The sequence below is a fragment of the Niallia nealsonii genome, from assembly GCF_002835805.1.
Taxonomy (GTDB): Bacteria; Bacillota; Bacilli; order Bacillales; family Cytobacillaceae; genus Niallia; species Niallia nealsonii.
The window spans coordinates 231,859-248,610 of record NZ_PISE01000003.1 but is presented as its reverse complement, the minus strand read 5'-3'; the positions used below and the strand labels follow the sequence as shown (position 1 = coordinate 248,610).

20 protein-coding genes are annotated in these 16,752 nt (G+C 35.4%); 7 read left to right on the top strand and 13 right to left on the bottom strand.

Going from position 1 to position 16,752, the window contains the following annotated elements; genetic code table 11:
- Position 1 precedes the first annotated feature (1 nt).
- Both CWS01_RS01690 and CWS01_RS01685 read left to right on the top strand, forming a co-directional pair.
- The gene (locus CWS01_RS01690; protein ID WP_101175305.1) at positions 2–1,843 is read left to right on the top strand and encodes a DHA2 family efflux MFS transporter permease subunit; all 1,842 of its coding nucleotides are present in this window, start codon (positions 2–4) and stop codon (positions 1,841–1,843) included.
- A gap of 239 nt (positions 1,844–2,082) precedes the next feature.
- Positions 2,083–2,601 carry a DoxX family protein gene (locus CWS01_RS01685; RefSeq protein WP_101175304.1) on the top strand — a complete coding sequence of 173 codons (519 nt, stop codon included), beginning with the start codon at positions 2,083–2,085 and terminating at the stop codon, positions 2,599–2,601.
- Between the two features lie 110 nt (positions 2,602–2,711).
- On the opposite strand, the gene CWS01_RS01680 is transcribed toward CWS01_RS01685, so the two are convergent.
- The 4 genes from CWS01_RS01680 to CWS01_RS01665 all read right to left on the bottom strand — a co-directional run bounded on the left by CWS01_RS01680 (position 2,712) and on the right by CWS01_RS01665 (position 5,889).
- On the bottom strand, positions 2,712–3,035 hold the full coding sequence (locus CWS01_RS01680) for an ArsR/SmtB family transcription factor (RefSeq protein WP_101175303.1): 324 nt from the start codon (positions 3,033–3,035) through the stop codon (positions 2,712–2,714).
- The gene (locus CWS01_RS01675) at positions 3,028–3,456 is read right to left on the bottom strand and encodes an SRPBCC family protein (protein ID WP_101175302.1); all 429 of its coding nucleotides are present in this window, start codon (positions 3,454–3,456) and stop codon (positions 3,028–3,030) included. Before CWS01_RS01675 ends, CWS01_RS01680 begins: the two co-directional genes overlap by 8 nt.
- Positions 3,457–3,562: 106 nt before the next feature.
- Positions 3,563–4,048, bottom strand: a complete 486-nt coding sequence (gene nrdG, locus CWS01_RS01670) for an anaerobic ribonucleoside-triphosphate reductase activating protein (RefSeq protein WP_101175301.1) — start codon at positions 4,046–4,048, stop codon at positions 3,563–3,565.
- The gene (locus tag CWS01_RS01665; RefSeq protein WP_101175300.1) at positions 4,045–5,889 is read right to left on the bottom strand and encodes an anaerobic ribonucleoside triphosphate reductase; all 1,845 of its coding nucleotides are present in this window, start codon (positions 5,887–5,889) and stop codon (positions 4,045–4,047) included. The genes nrdG and CWS01_RS01665 overlap by 4 nt, the downstream gene beginning before the upstream one ends.
- Before the next feature lie 277 nt (positions 5,890–6,166).
- Between CWS01_RS01665 and CWS01_RS01660 the strand changes: the two genes are divergently transcribed.
- The 4 genes from CWS01_RS01660 (at position 6,167) to CWS01_RS01645 (ending at position 8,958) form a co-directional block, all read left to right on the top strand.
- Entirely contained in the window at positions 6,167–6,892 is a 726-nt protein-coding gene (locus CWS01_RS01660) for an alpha/beta hydrolase (protein ID WP_101175299.1), read from the top strand.
- Positions 6,893–7,060: 168 nt separating this feature from the next.
- Positions 7,061–7,576 carry a 2'-5' RNA ligase family protein gene (locus tag CWS01_RS01655; RefSeq protein ID WP_101175298.1) on the top strand — a complete coding sequence of 172 codons (516 nt, stop codon included), beginning with the start codon at positions 7,061–7,063 and terminating at the stop codon, positions 7,574–7,576.
- 7 nt (positions 7,577–7,583) lie between these two features.
- Positions 7,584–8,012: a GNAT family N-acetyltransferase gene (locus CWS01_RS01650; protein WP_101175297.1), complete on the top strand. Its 429-nt coding sequence runs from the start codon at positions 7,584–7,586 to the stop codon at positions 8,010–8,012.
- Positions 8,013–8,259: 247 nt separating this feature from the next.
- Positions 8,260–8,958 (top strand): DUF421 domain-containing protein, encoded by a 699-nt coding sequence (locus CWS01_RS01645; RefSeq protein WP_235851952.1) that lies wholly within the window; start codon positions 8,260–8,262, stop codon positions 8,956–8,958.
- Between the two features lie 57 nt (positions 8,959–9,015).
- Here CWS01_RS01645 and CWS01_RS01640 read toward each other — a convergent pair whose 3' ends face one another.
- Entirely contained in the window at positions 9,016–9,288 is a 273-nt protein-coding gene (locus CWS01_RS01640) for a hypothetical protein (protein WP_101175296.1), read from the bottom strand.
- Positions 9,289–9,507: 219 nt separating this feature from the next.
- Here CWS01_RS01640 and CWS01_RS01635 point away from each other — a divergent pair, with 219 nt between their 5' ends.
- Positions 9,508–11,778 carry a UvrD-helicase domain-containing protein gene (locus CWS01_RS01635; protein WP_101175295.1) on the top strand — a complete coding sequence of 757 codons (2,271 nt, stop codon included), beginning with the start codon at positions 9,508–9,510 and terminating at the stop codon, positions 11,776–11,778.
- A gap of 315 nt (positions 11,779–12,093) precedes the next feature.
- On the opposite strand, the gene CWS01_RS01630 is transcribed toward CWS01_RS01635, so the two are convergent.
- The 8 genes from CWS01_RS01630 to CWS01_RS01595 all read right to left on the bottom strand — a co-directional run bounded on the left by CWS01_RS01630 (position 12,094) and on the right by CWS01_RS01595 (position 16,692).
- Entirely contained in the window at positions 12,094–12,348 is a 255-nt protein-coding gene (locus CWS01_RS01630) for a stage VI sporulation protein F (protein WP_101175294.1), read from the bottom strand.
- A gap of 206 nt (positions 12,349–12,554) precedes the next feature.
- Positions 12,555–12,680, bottom strand: coding sequence for a YjcZ family sporulation protein (locus CWS01_RS01625; protein WP_101175293.1), 126 nt, complete (start codon positions 12,678–12,680; stop codon positions 12,555–12,557).
- A gap of 100 nt (positions 12,681–12,780) precedes the next feature.
- Positions 12,781–13,482, bottom strand: coding sequence for a DUF421 domain-containing protein (locus tag CWS01_RS01620; RefSeq protein WP_101175292.1), 702 nt, complete (start codon positions 13,480–13,482; stop codon positions 12,781–12,783).
- Positions 13,483–13,508: 26 nt separating this feature from the next.
- On the bottom strand, positions 13,509–13,865 hold the full coding sequence (gene spoVAE, locus CWS01_RS01615; protein WP_101175291.1) for a stage V sporulation protein AE: 357 nt from the start codon (positions 13,863–13,865) through the stop codon (positions 13,509–13,511).
- Between the two features lie 55 nt (positions 13,866–13,920).
- A complete protein-coding gene (gene spoVAD, locus CWS01_RS01610) occupies positions 13,921–14,940 on the bottom strand; it encodes a stage V sporulation protein AD (RefSeq protein WP_101175290.1) in 1,020 nt (339 codons plus the stop codon).
- Positions 14,941–15,420: a stage V sporulation protein AC gene (gene spoVAC, locus CWS01_RS01605; protein WP_101175289.1), complete on the bottom strand. Its 480-nt coding sequence runs from the start codon at positions 15,418–15,420 to the stop codon at positions 14,941–14,943.
- 13 nt (positions 15,421–15,433) lie between these two features.
- Positions 15,434–15,913, bottom strand: coding sequence for a YhcN/YlaJ family sporulation lipoprotein (locus CWS01_RS01600; protein WP_101175288.1), 480 nt, complete (start codon positions 15,911–15,913; stop codon positions 15,434–15,436).
- Between the two features lie 419 nt (positions 15,914–16,332).
- On the bottom strand, positions 16,333–16,692 hold the full coding sequence (locus CWS01_RS01595) for a DUF1360 domain-containing protein (protein ID WP_101175287.1): 360 nt from the start codon (positions 16,690–16,692) through the stop codon (positions 16,333–16,335).
- Positions 16,693–16,752 lie beyond the last annotated feature (60 nt).

The following is a 16,752-nucleotide window of genomic DNA, read 5'->3' as shown; positions in this document are numbered from 1 at the left end:
CATGACCATATATATCGCAAGTTATGCTGTAATCAGTGTTTTATTATTAATTGTAGTAAACTACATGATTCGAAAAAGAAATAAACGCTCCACATTCGATTCGTCTCAACCTATTACAGGCAAAGATGAATGGACAAATAACGACACAGCAGAACCTGAGTCGATTCAATCAATGGATAATACAATGAAAGAAACGATGCAGACATCTGCTATAACAGAACCTGCATTAGAATATATAAGTGATCCTAGTGATGCTGCAACGAAAAAAACAAACACTGCTTCTAATAAACCAAAAGAACAAAAAGATTTTAGTATGGATTTTGAGGGTGGCCGAGGCAAAATTATTGCAGCAGTAATGCTTGGCGCATTTGTAGCTATTCTCAATCAAACTTTATTAAATGTAGCTATTCCTCATATTATGAATGATTTAGGTGTATCAACGAGTACCGTTCAGTGGCTATCTACTGGCTATATGCTGACAAATGGCATCTTTATTCCCATTACACCATTTCTAATAAACAAGTTAGGAACAAGAAAGCTTTTAATACTAGCCATGACTGCCTTTACGATTGGTTCATTAGTTTGTTCCATATCAACGGGATTTTCTATGCTCATGATTGGCCGCGTTATTCAGGCAGCTGGAGCAGGCGTTATTATGCCATTGTTAATGACCGTTTTCTTAACGATCTTTCCTCCAGAAAAAAGAGGTGCGGCAATGGGACTCATGGGTGTAGCTATGATTTTTGCACCAGCAATCGGGCCCACATTATCTGGTTGGCTAATCGGCCACTACTCATGGAGAGTCTTATTTGATATTGTTATCCCATTTGGAATAATTGATATCATTATTGCTGTTCTTTGGATGAAAAATGTTACAAAAATCACCAATCCTAAATTTGATACTTTGGGTTTTATCACCTCTACTGTTGGATTAGGTTTCCTTCTTTACGGATTCAGTGAAGCAGGAAATGATGGATGGGACAGCAAAACGGTTGTTATCTCTCTTCTTATAGGGATTGTGTTTTTAATTTTATTTGTCTGGAGAGAGTTTACGACAGACACACCAATGCTGGATTTGCGCGTATTCAAATATGATATTTATGCTTTAACGACTGTTGTAAGTATGGTTGTGAATATGGCCATGTTTGCTGGAATGCTCTTGCTTCCTATCTACTTGCAGAACATCAGAGGATTTACAGCACTTCAATCTGGTTTATTAATGCTCCCTGGTGCAGTAATCATGGGGATTATGTCTCCTATTGCTGGTAAACTGTTTGATAAGATGGGAGCTCGACCACTTGCAATCTTTGGTCTGATTATTACGGTTCTGACAACATGGGGCTTTACACAATTAACCATGCAAACAACTTATGCCCATATTATGATGCTATATATTTTCCGGATGTTCGGCATGTCCTTTATTATGATGACCGTTATGACAGAAGGCATGAATCAGCTGCCTCTCCATTTAACAAGTCATGGAACAGCTGCTTCTAATACAGCAAGAACAGTTGCTGGAAGTATCGGAACTGCATTTTTGGTTACGGTAATGACAAATCGTACTCAGTTTCATACAGCCAACTATCATAATATTATTACAAGCGATAATCCTTATATTGCGGAAAAAATGGCACAGCTTGGCCAAGGATTTTCTGCACTTGCAGGTCTTCCAGCAAGCTCAGGCAATGCATTAGCTATCTCCACTATTTATGGAAAAGCTGCACAACAGTCTACCATTAATGGTATAAATGATGCATTTATTGTCGCAACAGGAATCACAGTAGTTGCTTTGATATTAGCTTTTTTCATTAGAAGATCTGCTACTGCAAAAGCATCTAAATAAATCTAAACGCTCTTTTAACCTTAACAGGCATAAAAGAGCGTTTTTTTATGCCAAAACTCCTGTATTCTATTCACTGCACCGCTCATTTGGAACCAAACCAAAAAGATATTCACAAATTGTTCAAAAGATTATGTTCCATTTGTGAAATTAATCACATTATTATTTTATTTTCTTCTTTTTTTGTTATATTTAATGTGTAATCATCATTTACTATATCTTTTAAAAAGGAGAGATTTTTTATGTTCGTTTCTTTTATTAGAGAAAATAAAATTGCAGCAGGGATTTTAACGATTCTTCGATTATATCTAGGTTATTCTTGGCTTACTTCTGGCTGGGGGAAATTAACGGGGGGCAGTTTTGATGCAGGGGGATTTTTAGCGAATGCGGTCAATAATCCTGTGAAAGGACCTGATGGCACTGCAGTATATGGCTGGTACACCACTTTTATTGATGGCTTCGCGCTTCCGAATGTAGGACTATTCAATACTCTTATTCCTATAGGTGAAGTATTAGTTGGATTAGGAATAATACTCGGATGTTTAACAACTGCCGCTGCCTTTTTTGGATGTTTAATGAATTTCTCCTTTCTGCTTGCAGGCACCATTTCTCATAATCCAACAGATATTCTATTAAGCGTTTTTCTCCTGACTGCTGGTCTGAATGCAGGTTACTATGGCTTAGATAGATGGGTCATTCCTTATTTGAGAAAAACTATTTGGAAACGTTCTGCTAATCAAATAACCAATACTCCACTATAAATGCTTCCTTTCATATTAGGCATAAAGTGAAACTTCAATCAGTGGGGGTTTTACTGCCGTTAATGCCGGTTAAAAAAGGTCATGTGCATAAGACATGACCTTTTTTGTTATTAATCTTCATTTTCTACTAAATGTTTTAACATGGATAATTTATTTTCCCAGAAACGTTCATAATATGAAATCCATTCTTTTACATCCGCTAATGGTTCAGAGGAAAGTGTATAAAGCTTTTCCCGCCCGGCTTTTTTAGAAGTGACAAGTTTTGCTTCTGATAAAATATGCAGATGTTTCACAATTGCTGTGCGGCTTATTGGAAATTGTTCTGCAATATCTGTAATTGCTAAATCTTGTTTTGCTAATAATTCCATTACCTTTCTTCTTGTAGGATCCGCTATTGCCTGATAAACATCATGTTTTTTTGCTGTATTATCCATTGCTCTCTATAGCTGCTTTCAGCTTAGCAACAATCTGCTCCCATCCGCCATTCATGCGATCGCGAATAACAGATGCTTTTTCATTTGCTTTTTCAACCGTTTTATCAGATTCTTTCCATCCCCCATGAATAACGGTAAATTCAGTTCTATTGTTTTCCAATTCTGTTAATAAAAAAGACACAATCCAACCATCTAGATCCCAAGTAAAGGTTAATTTTTTCGGTGGATCTACTTCTATTACTTTACAAGGGGACGGCCCAAAGGGACCATGCAAATGAAATTTGTGCCCTTCTTCTAACTGAAAGTCATTTGGCATAAACCATGCTGCTATTCCTTCAGATGTTGCAGCTTTTTTCCATACCTTTTCTATTGATGCATTTATTACTATCTTCTGAACAATATCCTGTACTTTTTCACTCAAAGTAAACACCCATTCCTTTTAAAATATAACACCTTTTGGTTACATTCATTATAACACCTTTTAGTGTTATATCAAGTTTTTATTATTAGAGATTTCCTTAATACCATTATTCATATAAGACAAGTTTATTTTCAAGCAAACTTTTTTGGCAATCTATCAAGCGCTGATTACTGCTTCCTTTAAATAAAAGCGCTAAATCTCTTTTTTGCAAAATAAATGGACCATCCACTAATATATCTATCTCAGAACAAAACTCCAGAAACTTTGCCCCATGTAGGTTCACCAGATTCTCCCACTTATATCCAGTATAGCACCAGATATTTTTTCTCCTTTGCTTTAATTTTTTTGCCAAAATAATAAGTTCATCTAATTGAAGAAGAGGCTCTCCCCCGCTGAATGTAATATTTGTTAATGTATTCATCATCAGTTCTTCATAAATGTCATCCACCGAACGGCTTGCACCAAAGTTTTCAACCCAGCTTTTAGGATTATGGCAGCCGAAGCAATGGTGAGGGCAGCCAGCAAAAAAGACCGTACTTCTTAAACCAGGACCATCTACAATACTATCATGAATAATTGTTATTACTTTCATTGATGTTTCACTCGTTCCCGCTCTTCTGCACGTTTTGCTGTATTCCATTTATCCAATGATCCAACAAGATATCCAGTAATTCTGCGTATTCTTTCTATATTCTGTTCCATTTTTTCTCCGCAGCTTGGACAATCCCTATTAATAATTCCAGAATATCCACATGATAGACATCGATCAACTGGATGATTAATGCTTCCATAACCAATGCCTGCTTCCTTCATGGCACAAACAATCGTTTTTACTGCATCTATATTTTTGCTTGCATCACCATTCAACTCCACATATGTTATATGTCCTCCATCAGTTAATTCATGGAATACAGCTTCTTTTTGTATCTTTTCCAATGCTCTAATAGGATAATAGACAGGAATATGAAAACTATTTGTAAAATACTCTCGATCTGTAACTCCCTTTATATAGCCAAACTTCTTTTTTGTAATTCTCAACGCTTTTCCAGCAAATGATTCTGCAGGTGTCGCAATCAAAGAATAGTTTAGACCGTACTCTATTGTTGCTTCATCAGTGTATAATTGCATCTTTTTAACTATCTGAACCCCTAACTCATACGCATCCATACTTTCCCCATGATGAACACCTAATAAAGCTACCAAACATTCTGCTAAACCGACAAATCCAATGGATAATGTGCCTTGTTTTAATGTTTCTGCTAAATGATCATCAAGCTTTAACTTTTCTCCATCTGCCCATACTCCTTGCGTGTAAAGAAATTTAAAATTTGCTGCCTTTTTTGTACTTTGATATCTATACCGCTCCCATAATTGTCTAACCACAACTTGGCAGTACTTCTGCAACTCAATAAAAAACTGTTCAATAGAACCTGTTTCTAATGCAAGCAAAGGCAGATTAATGCTCGTAAAAGATAAATTTCCTCTTCCTACTGATTGTTCTTTTCCATGAATATTGCCCATCACTCTTGTTCTGCATCCCATCGTAGCTATTTCCGACTGTGGAGTGCCATCGTAATATTTGGAATTAAACGTGGCATCTAAAAAAACAAAATTAGGAAAAAGTCTTTTGCTTGTTGTTTCAAGAGCCAAATCAAATAAAGCATAATTTGGGTCCTGTGGTGCATAATTAATTCCTTCCTTTACTTTAAATACAACAATTGGAAAAATTGGCGTCTCACCTTTTCCCAATCCTGCTTGTACAGCTTTTAATAAGCATCTTGTGAGCATTGCCCCCTCTTTTGAAGTATCTGTTCCTAAATTAACAGACACAAAAGGAGTTTGACCCCCGCCCCGAGAGTTCATGCTATTGCAATTATGAATAAAAGCTTCACAAGCTTGAAATGTGTCTTTTTTTGTCCATTCCCATGCTTGTTTTTCTAATTCCTCTTTTGTCTCTATAAAATTTTGCAAATTCATTCGATGTTTTTCATATGTCTTTTTTATATATGGAGCCAAATCATAATCTAGCATAGGAATTGCTTGTCCCCCATGCTGCTGGTTTTGATTTGCCTGCAAAATGATAGATGTTAGCGCCATTGCACTCATAATGCTATTCGGCTCTCGCATATATCCATGTCCTGTATTAAATCCATCTTCTAATAGTTTCCCCAAAGGAATCTGGCAGCAGGTAGTTGTGCCAGAAGAATAAAAATCCAGATCATGTATATGTATGTATCCCTCTTTATAGGCAGTCTTCACTTCCTCGGAAAGAAGGTTTTCAATCGTATAATGCTTTGACGAAGAAGCAGCAAAATGCATCATATGCCCCATTGGAGAAAGGCCATCCACATTCGCATTCTCCTGAATATAGTCTGGATTATCACTTTTCATAATCTCTTCGAATTCCCTAATAAGTTCTGTATAATTAGTCATTTTTACCCCTCCATATTTTTTCCCTAATGACATTATAAAGGAAGACGGAGGAGTAAATACTATATATTGTGCATATTTCATTAAATATACACAATATATAGTTCGTCTCGCTATTCTCAAAAAATCAGCTACATTTTTAAAAATACTAGCTATCTTCATCACTTTTTATGTATATATGATTATTTCCCCTCATAATTAATGTTAAATCAACTCTTCGCTTCTACCTTCTGCTTTATGTTACACTAAAAAAAACAAAGCATAACAAAGGAGGTTTTTTATGAAAACTTCAAAAGGCACCATTCAAGAATTAACTTTTAAAAGCAAGGAATTAAAGGAAGAAGTGACATTGCTTGTATACCTTCCTCCCGCATACTCTCCACTGTATAAATACAATGTTCTAATTGCCCAAGATGGGAAAGACTATTTTCAATTTGGTCGAATTGGAAGAGCTGCAGATGAACTGCATACAGCAAATAAAATGGAAAATACTATTATTATCGGTATTCCATATAAAAGTGTTCAGGATAGACGGGAGAAATATCATCCAAAAGGCATTCAAAATAAAGCATATATCCGCTTTTTAGCACATGAGCTGGTTCCATATATAGATGAAAGTTTCCCAACACTAGCTATGGGGCTTGGCAGAGGATTAATCGGCGACTCATTAGGTGGGACTGTGTCTCTTATGACAGCGCTGCAATACCCCCATACATTTGGAAAAATAATGCTTCAATCACCATTAGTAAATAGCGACGTTCTTAACATGGTCCATAGCTTTGAACATTTTCATCTTCTTGAGATCTTCCATATTATAGGAAAAGAAGAAACAGCAGTAAAAACAACAGCACAGACGATTGAAGATTTTTTAACGCCAAATCAAGAGTTGGCTGATTATTTGACTCGTACAAATGCCGATTATTTTTATGAAGAATTTAATGGAGATCATACGTGGAAATACTGGCAGCCTTATGTAAAAAAAATACTTGAAGCAATGTACACATAAACGCACTCACTATTTTATATTTTCATGATAAAAATGGTCTAAATATTAAACTAAATTTTCATTATTTTGTTATAATATCTTACATAGTAGCTGACAGGTTGTAATGGTATAAGTTGTCTTGTGTTTATCTAAGCCTTTTCGCTTCATCAAAAAATGGAGGTTATGAATATGAAATATGGTATTGCTATTTTTCCAGGAAAAGAGTTGCAAGATTTAGCCAATTCTTTACGAAAACGGTTTGATCCTAAGTATGCATTAATTCCCCCACATATTACACTTGTAAGTGATTTTGAAGCCAATAATGAGGAAATCAAAGAAATTAGTAAAAAGTTAGAGCAAGTAGCGAACCATTTTCAGTCTATTGACTTGAAAATAAAAAAAATAAGCACCTTTCAGCCTGTAAATAATGTTGTTTATTTAAAAATTGAACCTAATGTTGATTTAACAGATTTACATACGGAGCTGTTTAGCACACTTCATTTAGAGAAGCCAACTCATGCTTTTGTTCCTCATATCACACTTGGTCAAGAATTATCCCATGACCAGCATTTGGATATGTACAGTAGTTTGCGTATGCGAAAGTTTAACTATGAAGAAACAGCAGATCGATTTCATTTATTATACGAATTAGAAAACGGTTCTTGGACTGTTTTTGAAACATTTCGTTTGAGAAAGGATAAGTGAAAAGTACGTGAAAGTTACTATCGTAAAAACCGAAAAAGAATTAGAAGATGCATTTGCCATTCGTCGGACTGTTTTTGTTGATGAACAGCAGGTTCCTTTGGAAGAAGAAATGGACCAGTTCGAAAAGGATAGCACTCATTTTGTTTTATATAATAACCAAAAGCCGGTTGGTGCTGGCCGGTATCGCTTAGTCGACAATTATGGCAAAGTAGAAAGAATTTGTATCCTTAAGGAAAACCGCAAAGACGGCGCTGGAAAAATACTAATGAATTCTATTGAAGAATATGCCTATGAACACAAAGCGCCCGCATTAAAATTAAATGCCCAAACGCAGGCTATTCCCTTTTATGAAAAGCTTGGATATAAAATCGTCTCCGAAGAATTTTTAGATGCCGGTATCCCGCACAAAACAATGACAAAAATATTCAATCATTAATAGCCTAAAAAGAGGAGCTGTCCAATGCATGAATTTTTCGCTGTGGACAGTTCCTTTATTTTCTAGACACTCTCCTTTTCACCAATTCCTCCTCTTTTTTGCTACAATCCCTCGCTTTTTTACTGAACTTTCATTTCTTTTTACCAATTCAGCGGATGAATTAGACATCCCGCTATTTTCTCTCTGATAAATTTTATATATATGTAAGTCCGTCTTTTTTCGTTTAAATTTTTGCCATTTGCCTACAATGATAGAGAAAGGGGGATTTTTTCTGAACTTTTTTCATATTTTTATTGAACTATTGATTGGCTTTATTGCTTTGCTGCTTTTAACAAAAATATTAGGAAAAACAGAGATTACTCAAATAACTACGTTTGATTTCGTATCTGTACTGGTTCTTGGTGAACTGGTCGGAAATGCTTTATATGATGATAAAATTGGCATTCCTGAAATTTTATCTGCTGTCGGTATATGGGGATTTCTTATTTATTTAACAGAGTTTTTTACACAAAAATTCCGTGCATCCCGAGCTATTTTAGAAGGAAAGCCATCCATTATTATAGATAAAGGAAAAATCGACTATAATGAAATTAAAAAAAATCACTTAGACTTAAATCAATTGCAGCATCTTTTGCGTGCTAAAGATATATTTTCGTTCAGTGAATGCTATTATGCCATTTTAGAAACAGACGGCACAATCAGCGCAATGAAGAAGCAAATGTTTTCAACTCCTACAAAACAAGATTTAAACCTTCCATTGCAGAATACATCCTTGCCGATTAGCGTGATAATGGACGGAGAAATTATACAGGAGAACTTGTCTCTTATCCAATATGATGAGGATACATTAAGTAAAGAGCTCAAGCGTTTAGGTATATCCTCATATAAGGAAATTCTTTATGCAGAATGGCAAGAAAACATGCCTTTGTATATACAAAAATATTAATAAAGCACATGATATACCTGTTGGAGCTCATTTTTAAAAAGTGAGTTCCTTTTTTGTTTAGACAAAGAGATCAATATGCGTTCCTTTTCCTGTTGCTTTCGCTATTAATTCTTGTATTTCTTTATTTTTGACTGCATCTCGCTTCTCTCTTGATTCCTCTTTTTGCAATTGTTCTCCATTTGTTTGCCTGCCTATTCTATTCTCCAAAGAATTAGTTATAGGAAATAACTGAAAAACTTCCTGCTGTTTATAGGGATTCTTTTTTCTGCCAATATCACGTAATGTATACTGCTCATATTGATAATTATTTACTGGAAGAATATAGCCCATCCTTTTTCCCCCTTATAATAATATAGTTTCAACCATCTTTTACATGCAATCTCTCTTTATTGATACTATTAACTATTTATTAATATTTTCCACTATAGGAATAGGTTTAAACCTTTGACTCTCTTTCTTCTCTCCGATGATTTTGATATGATAGAATGTATTCCTTGTTTTTTTAAAATAGCCTATAAACGTTACAAAACAATAGATTTGAGGTTAGATATGTTATCTGCTTTTTACGTAAATACACTTATTCATTTATATTCCATTAATAGAGAAAATCTACAAAAAATATATGAAGATGGAAAAAAAGGGCTGCTTGCATGCCCAGCCTGCGGGGAAGCAGTAAAACTCTATTTAGGAATGAAAAACATTCCCCACTTCTATCATTATTCCAAGAAGGCAGATTGCAAGGAAGATGCTAGGGCCTTAAGCAGCGAAACAGCTGCTGCGATAGAATATGAAGAAAGAAATGGATTTAAAATCCCTAAATCGCGAGCCATCATAAATGAATCGACTATGACAGAGTATAAAAAAACAAAACAATTAACCGTACAGGCTAATTTTCAGCCCACTGCAGCAAAACCTTCTTTCGAAGAAAATTATCTTCACCAGCTTTTTAAGTCAGGGGTAGCTTTAGATTCTTCCCAAGCAAGCGCTGTTACTTTAGATAATGGACGTGCATTAGTTATTGCAGGGGCAGGAAGCGGTAAGACTCGTGTATTAACAACAAGAGCCGCTTTTTTAATACAGGAAAAGCATGCTGAACCTTCATCGATTATGCTTGTTACCTTTACTAATAAGGCCGCAGCAGAATTAAAGGAACGTTTGCTGAAATATCCAAATATGTCCCGTTCAGTCGTTAATAAAGTAGTAACAGGCACTTTTCACCGCATTCTTTATCAAATTTTACTGTTTCATGAGCCAGATAAATGGCCGCGGCAAAACTTAATTAGCAAAGATTGGCAAAAAGAAACTTTGTTAAAAGAAGGAGCCCATCAATTAAAACTGGATACAAAAGAGTTCCCTTATGATGGGGCTATACAGCAAATCGGAGCCTGGAAAAATTCCATGCTTTTTCCAAATAATATTACTGCATCCAGCGATTGGGAAGAAACTCTACTCCTTCTGTATAAATGGTATGAAGAGAAAAAACACGAACGTAATCTTTATGACTTTGATGATATGCTTCTTGGAGGCTATTATTATTTTTCAGAAAACCCTCCTATATTAGAAATCTATCAAAATCGCTTCCGTCATATTCTGTTAGATGAATTTCAGGATATTAATAAAGTTCAATATGAATGGGTAAAGTTGATTGCTGCTAAGGCAGAAAGTATTTATGCCGTTGGGGATGATGATCAGTCTATTTATGCATTTCGCGGCAGTGATCCTAAATACCTTCTCGATTTTGAAAAAGATTTTGCAATGGCCAAAATTATTATTTTAGATCATAATTATCGCTCAGCACATGAAATTGTCTCCACTGCGAATGCAGTCGTCAGCAAAAATAAAAAAAGACGCACAAAAAAAATGATCGCGGCCTTTAAAGGCGAAGCCCCTTTTCTTTTCTATCCTTATGATGAAGAAGAAGAGGCAACAATGATTGTCACAGATATACTGGAAAAAATCAGTCAAGGATATGAACCAAAGGATTTCGCCATTCTTTATCGAACCAATACAAGCAGCCGGGCTATTTTTGAACGTCTGACATCTTCTAGCCTGCCTTTTAAATTAGAAGCTGACAGCGGCTCCTTTTACAGCCGTTTTATTGTTAAAAGCATGCTTGGATATCTAAAACTAATAGTTCATCCTGATCACGGCGAGGCAATAAAAGACATTTTTCCGTCTCTGTTTCTCAAAAAAGCAATTCTCCAAGATATAAAAGCTGCTAGCATATTAGAAGACTGCAGTCTATTAGAAGCACTGGCGAAAGTGAAAACAGGTTTTGCCTTTCAAGAAGCAAAACTAAAAAAAATCCCTGCTATCCTTGCTTCTTTAAAGCAAAAGCAGCCAGTTGATGCCATCTCTGTTATTGAAAAGGAACTAGGTTTTCAAGAATTTATTAAAAAGCGGGGAAATGAAGGAAATCAGTGGGATAAAGGTTCTGATGATATTCGTGATTTAAAAGTAGTCGCAAAAAAATTCACTTCTATCATCGATTTGGTTGCACATACAGATCATATGACTGCAATGAACGCAGAAATGAAAAAACAATATATGCATGCAGATAATACGATTACATTAAGTACAATACACCGGGCAAAAGGCTTAGAGTATAAAACAGTTTATATTCTAGGAGCAGTGGATGGTTCTATCCCCCATGATTATGCATTAGAAGCACAACGAAATAACGATCTTGCTCCCCTTGAAGAGGAAAGACGCCTTCTCTATGTTGCCATGACAAGAGCGCAAGAAGAGTTATTTGTTTCTGTTCCAATGCAACACAAAGGAAAAAAAGCGAAAATATCTCGCTTTTTAAATTTCCTATAAATATAATACTGCCATTATTCTGTTCCTTTAAGATAAAGGCTGTTTTCGTAAACTTTGTTGCTAGGTTGATTTCCGTTGGGCGGGCGGTGAGCTTCCTCGCGCAATCGCCTGCGGGGTCTCACTTGTCCCGCTAATTCCACAGGCTTCTCGCACCTTTCACTCCAATCAACCTGTTTTAACAATGAATTTACTCATGAAAACTATCCGAAAAACAACAATCTTTAAAAAAACAGCCAACATAAAACAATAAAAATGGGTTCTCTTGAAGTGACCCATTTTTATTGTTTTATGCAGATAGACTTAAAAGATGTCCCATTATTTTTTGTTAATCATTTTAGACAATGTATTAAAGTCTAATTGTTTGCCATCTGCCACAATAGAGTTAACAATTTTATCTTCTGTTTCTTTCGGCACCGATTTTCCAGCAATTTGTGAAACTTTGCGAATTACTCCTCTTACGGTTTTTTCATCTTTAAAATTAGCATTTTGCAGGGAATTAGCCAATTCAAAAATATCTTTCATATTCACGCCAGTTTTAGACTCTATATTCTTAAAGAAGTTATTGTTCATATTCGTATATTCCTCCTTCTTAAGCTACTTTACATAGTATGAAACTTAAGAAAAAAGGTGAGCAGAAAGCGAAAAATCCACACTGAACCTATCCTCAGTCCAAATTAGCATTTTTCCCCTCAAATATTTGTCAGCGAAAAATGGCAGCAATAACGAGAAAAACCACGAAGAAAAATTTCCCTCGTGGATTAGAATATAATCTTTTATTAGTTATAGAAGCTAGCACCAACAATAATTAAAAGGATAAATAAAACTACGATTAAAACAAAAGAGGATGTACCATAACCAGATCCACCGCCGTTACCACCATAACCATATCCGCCGTAACACATTATATCTTCACCTCACTTATGCCGTTTTCCTTAATAGCATATGGCTTATCTCCTATAATGTGTAGGCAAGCTACCAATAATAAATAGAATGTACGATTGTCTATGACTTAGATTCACTTTTGGTATCATCATAAAAATCAAAAGTTAAGGTTCCGTTATGATCTACTTGTGCGAGAAACACTTCTTCTAATAGTAAACCTCTTTTATTTAATGCACTTTCTACCCATTTTTTGCTTAATTTACATTTATCCATTGCTTTATCATTTAATTTTCCATCCATTATAATAGAATAAACTTCCTTTTCAACAGGAGGAGTGTCTATCATATCTTCCACTAAAAGTGGCTGTTTCGATTTTTTAAGAAGCACACTTAACTCCCCATTAGCTTCAAGTGTTGCGAATTCAATATCTTCCACCCGAAAAATACTTTTTGTTCGAAGCTGCTCCAATAATTCGTCTAAACTGTATTTCTCTTTTCGCAAATGTTCTTCTATCAGATTGCCATTTTTAATAAAAATCGTAGGTGTACCTTCAACAAAATCACGAAACCTTTTGCTTCTTAAGGAAAAAAAGCTGATAATTAACGGAATAGACGTCCATATAATGATAGAAATGATTCCTTCTTTCATGTTTAGCGCCGAATCCATAGAAATACTGCCAGCAATATCTCCAACTGTAATCCCAACAATATATTCAAAAAAGGACAATTTCGATAACTGTTTTTTGCCAAGAAGCTTTGTAATAAAGAATAGACTTATGATGATCAACAGGGCTCGAATAATGGTATAAACAGTTTCAGACATGGGATTAAGTCTCCTAGAATAATTTATTATCCTTTTGGCTTAAATAACAATGCACCTATAAACCCAAATACAATAGCTGCTGAAATCCCTGAACTGGTCACTTCAAACATCCCCGTTAAAACACCAACTAAACCGTGTACCTCAGCTTCTTGCATAGCTCCGTGCACAAGAGCGTTGCCAAAGCTTGTAATCGGAATGGTTGCACCCGCCCCAGCAAAGTCTGCAAAAGGTTCATATAAACCAAAACCATCCAAAATAGCTCCTGCAACGACTAAGGTAGATAATGTATGGGCAGGAGTAAGTTTTGCCACATCAAACATAAGCTGCCCAATTACACAGATGATTCCACCAATAATAAACGCCCAAAAAAACATGGGGAGCATACTTCATTCCTCCTTTTTATTTTTAACCAATTATAAAAGTAATTAGGGCAATCCTTTACCCTCCGTTTATTTCAATCGATACTGCATGAGCTATACATGGAATTGTTTCATTTTGCTGTACTGTTAATGGGGACAATAAAGCGCCTGTTGCCACAAGCAATATTTTCTTATATTTTCCTTTTTTCATTTCATTTAATAAATGACCATATAATACAGTTGCTGAACAGCCAGCGCCACTTCCTCCTGATTGAACAGGCTGATTTTCTTTATAAAGAAGGAGTCCACAATCTTTAAATTTATCTGGATTAATATCCCAGCCACTGTTTGTAAGCAAGGCGATAGCTGTTTCTCGACCTATTTTCCCTAAATCTCCTGTGACAACTAAATCATAATACGACGCATCTCTTCCTAAATCATTAAAATGGGCAGAAATAGTATCAGCTGCAGCAGGAGCCATTGCACCACCCATATTAAAGGGATCAGACAGGCCCATATCCATTACTTTCCCAATGGTGGCTGATGTAGTATAAGGGAGATTTGGCTGATTATTATTGGCCGCCACTAAGGCCACACCAGCCCCTGTCACAGTCCATTGAGCAGTCGGAGGCTTCTGTCCCCCATATTCTGTTGGATATCGAAACTGCTTTTCCACTGCGGCATTATGACTGGAAGCACCTGTTAAAATTTTGGTTGCACCTTGATAATTAATAAGGAAGGAAGCTAAAGCTAGTCCTTCCATAGAAGTAGAGCATGCACCAAACAAACCAAAATACGGAATCTTTAAATCCCTTGCCGCAAAACTTGTTGGAGTAATTTGATTGATTAAATCACCAGCTATAAAAAACTGTGTATCTTCTGGTTTTATTTCACTCTTCTGTAACGCAGTTTGAGCCGCTTCCTCTAATAATAAACGATGCGCTTGTTCATAAGAATCTTTCCCCATCCATAAATCATCATGAAGAATGTCAAAATCATCCGACAAGTAGCCATTTGCTTCAAATGGACCGCCGGAAACACCTGTTGACAAAATAACTGGATGATTAGGAAAAAGCCATGATTGTTTTCCCTTCAGCACTTATAATCCCCCCAATTCGATAATAATGGTTTTAATGAGTGCCACAATAAAGGCCGAAAAGACACCAAATAAAATAACGGATCCTGCCAGCTTAAAGATATTTCCTCCTACACCAAGCACAAACCCTTCTGTACGATGTTCAATAGCTGCTGAAATAATGCTGTTTCCAAAACCAGATACAGGGACTGCACTTCCTGCTCCAGCAAATTGGCCAAGTCGATCATATATGCCAAAACCAGTTAATAACATGGAAAAAAAGATAACTGTTGCACTTGTGGGATTTCCAGATGTCTGTTCTGTAAAGTGAAAAAAATAAATATACAAATAGGAAATGACTTGACCGATTGCACAAATGAGCCCGCCAACCCAAAATGCTTTGACACAATTTTTAAGAACCGGACGTTTTGTTTCAAATTTTTTTTCTAATTGCTCATACTGCTGCTGCTGAGGTGTTTTTTGTTTATTTTTTTTATTGGCCACTTTTATGCCTCCCTTATGTTAACTCTTTTTTTAAGGCAATAATTTGTTTTATTCGTTTATTTGCTTCCTTTTCCGAATATTGATTATGCTCCACGCGGTCATATAACCTTACTGTTTCTAGAAAAATTTTAAAGTCACTCGATACGGTAAATATCTCATCTGGGAAATTCTTTTTCAATTTATTTTTTAATTCCTTCTCAATGCTTTTCATCCTAAAACGATGCATATGTTCCACTTTATAAGCAACAATAATATTTTTTGCTCCTTTTACAACTGCCACATCATATATTCCATCTGTACTGCTTGTTTCTTTTTTTATTTCTTCGACCACTTGTTGATCTGAACTACTTTCATTACCTCCAATTGTGATTGGCTTTGGATCTACTGTTTTAAGCAAAGCCCATCTGCTTATGCTTGAATACTCCTTTTCACAGCCAGCAAGCAAGAAGCTTAATATAAAAAGAAAATAGACTAGTTTTTTTTTATTTTTCATAATATCCCTTCCTATGTATATGGTAATATTTCTTTAGTCTTTTTATTGTCCTCGATTTATTCTCTTTTTATGAAAACTTTCCATGATTTCCTATAAACCAATTTTTGTAAAGGATATTTTTTATTTGTCTAAAATGGTTTCATTTATACAAAAAAGAACCCCCTTTTTCAAAAGAGATTCTTTTTATTATTTCATATGGTCATAAAAATTATTTAGATGTTTTTTTGCCGCAGCCACAGCCTGATTTTTTTATTTTCTTTTTTTTCTTTGCCACTGGCTTAACAGTTTCTGCAGCTTTTTCTATTTTTTGATTAAACACTCCATATCCCTCCAAAAGTAGTAATAGATACTACTCCTATAGTATGTTTTCATAAATACACCTGTGTGAACAACTTGCCTACTGCGGACATTTTCCTTTTCTATTCTGTTAATAATAATTTTTGCAATACCGCTTCTATAAAAGCTGCCGCCCCAGCAATAGCAAAAACTAATACAAATGGTGTACAGATAGCCGGAAATAAATAATATAACAAGATAAGAAAAATAGCGGACCAAACACCTGTACACCAATAACAGCTGATTAATTCTCCAAAAAATCCTCTAACCCTGCCTGGCCTTGGCACATAATATACTGTATCTTCTCCCATTTCATTTTTTTCCGTTACTTCCTCCAGCACTACACTTCGAATAAACTCTGTGATTCTGTCATATACCAGTAATCTTGTTATTCGAAAACTTGCTAATATAAGTAAAATAAAATCCATTAAGCTAATATCCACTCTGATTCCCTTCTTTCATTAGTTACTGAAAACCCATAAGGTATTTAGGGAAAATGCCCA

Excerpts from the sequence above, each read along its gene's own strand:
- CWS01_RS01690 (WP_101175305.1), top strand. The coding sequence starts at position 2 with ATGACCATATATATCGCAAGTTATGCTGTAATCAGTGTTTTATTATTA.
- CWS01_RS01685 (WP_101175304.1), top strand. The coding sequence starts at position 2,083 with ATGTTCGTTTCTTTTATTAGAGAAAATAAAATTGCAGCAGGGATTTTA.
- CWS01_RS01680 (WP_101175303.1), bottom strand. The coding sequence starts at position 3,035 with ATGGATAATACAGCAAAAAAACATGATGTTTATCAGGCAATAGCGGAT.
- nrdG (WP_101175301.1), bottom strand. The coding sequence starts at position 4,048 with ATGAAAGTAATAACAATTATTCATGATAGTATTGTAGATGGTCCTGGT.
- CWS01_RS01665 (WP_101175300.1), bottom strand. The coding sequence starts at position 5,889 with ATGACTAATTATACAGAACTTATTAGGGAATTCGAAGAGATTATGAAA.
- CWS01_RS01660 (WP_101175299.1), top strand. The coding sequence starts at position 6,167 with ATGAAAACTTCAAAAGGCACCATTCAAGAATTAACTTTTAAAAGCAAG.
- CWS01_RS01655 (WP_101175298.1), top strand. The coding sequence starts at position 7,061 with ATGAAATATGGTATTGCTATTTTTCCAGGAAAAGAGTTGCAAGATTTA.
- CWS01_RS01645 (WP_235851952.1), top strand. The coding sequence starts at position 8,260 with ATGATAGAGAAAGGGGGATTTTTTCTGAACTTTTTTCATATTTTTATT.
- CWS01_RS01640 (WP_101175296.1), bottom strand. The coding sequence starts at position 9,288 with ATGGGCTATATTCTTCCAGTAAATAATTATCAATATGAGCAGTATACA.
- CWS01_RS01635 (WP_101175295.1), top strand. The coding sequence starts at position 9,508 with ATGTTATCTGCTTTTTACGTAAATACACTTATTCATTTATATTCCATT.
- CWS01_RS01630 (WP_101175294.1), bottom strand. The coding sequence starts at position 12,348 with ATGAACAATAACTTCTTTAAGAATATAGAGTCTAAAACTGGCGTGAAT.
- CWS01_RS01625 (WP_101175293.1), bottom strand. The coding sequence starts at position 12,680 with ATGTGTTACGGCGGATATGGTTATGGTGGTAACGGCGGTGGATCTGGT.
- CWS01_RS01620 (WP_101175292.1), bottom strand. The coding sequence starts at position 13,482 with ATGTCTGAAACTGTTTATACCATTATTCGAGCCCTGTTGATCATCATA.
- spoVAE (WP_101175291.1), bottom strand. The coding sequence starts at position 13,865 with ATGCTCCCCATGTTTTTTTGGGCGTTTATTATTGGTGGAATCATCTGT.
- CWS01_RS01600 (WP_101175288.1), bottom strand. The coding sequence starts at position 15,913 with ATGAAAAATAAAAAAAAACTAGTCTATTTTCTTTTTATATTAAGCTTC.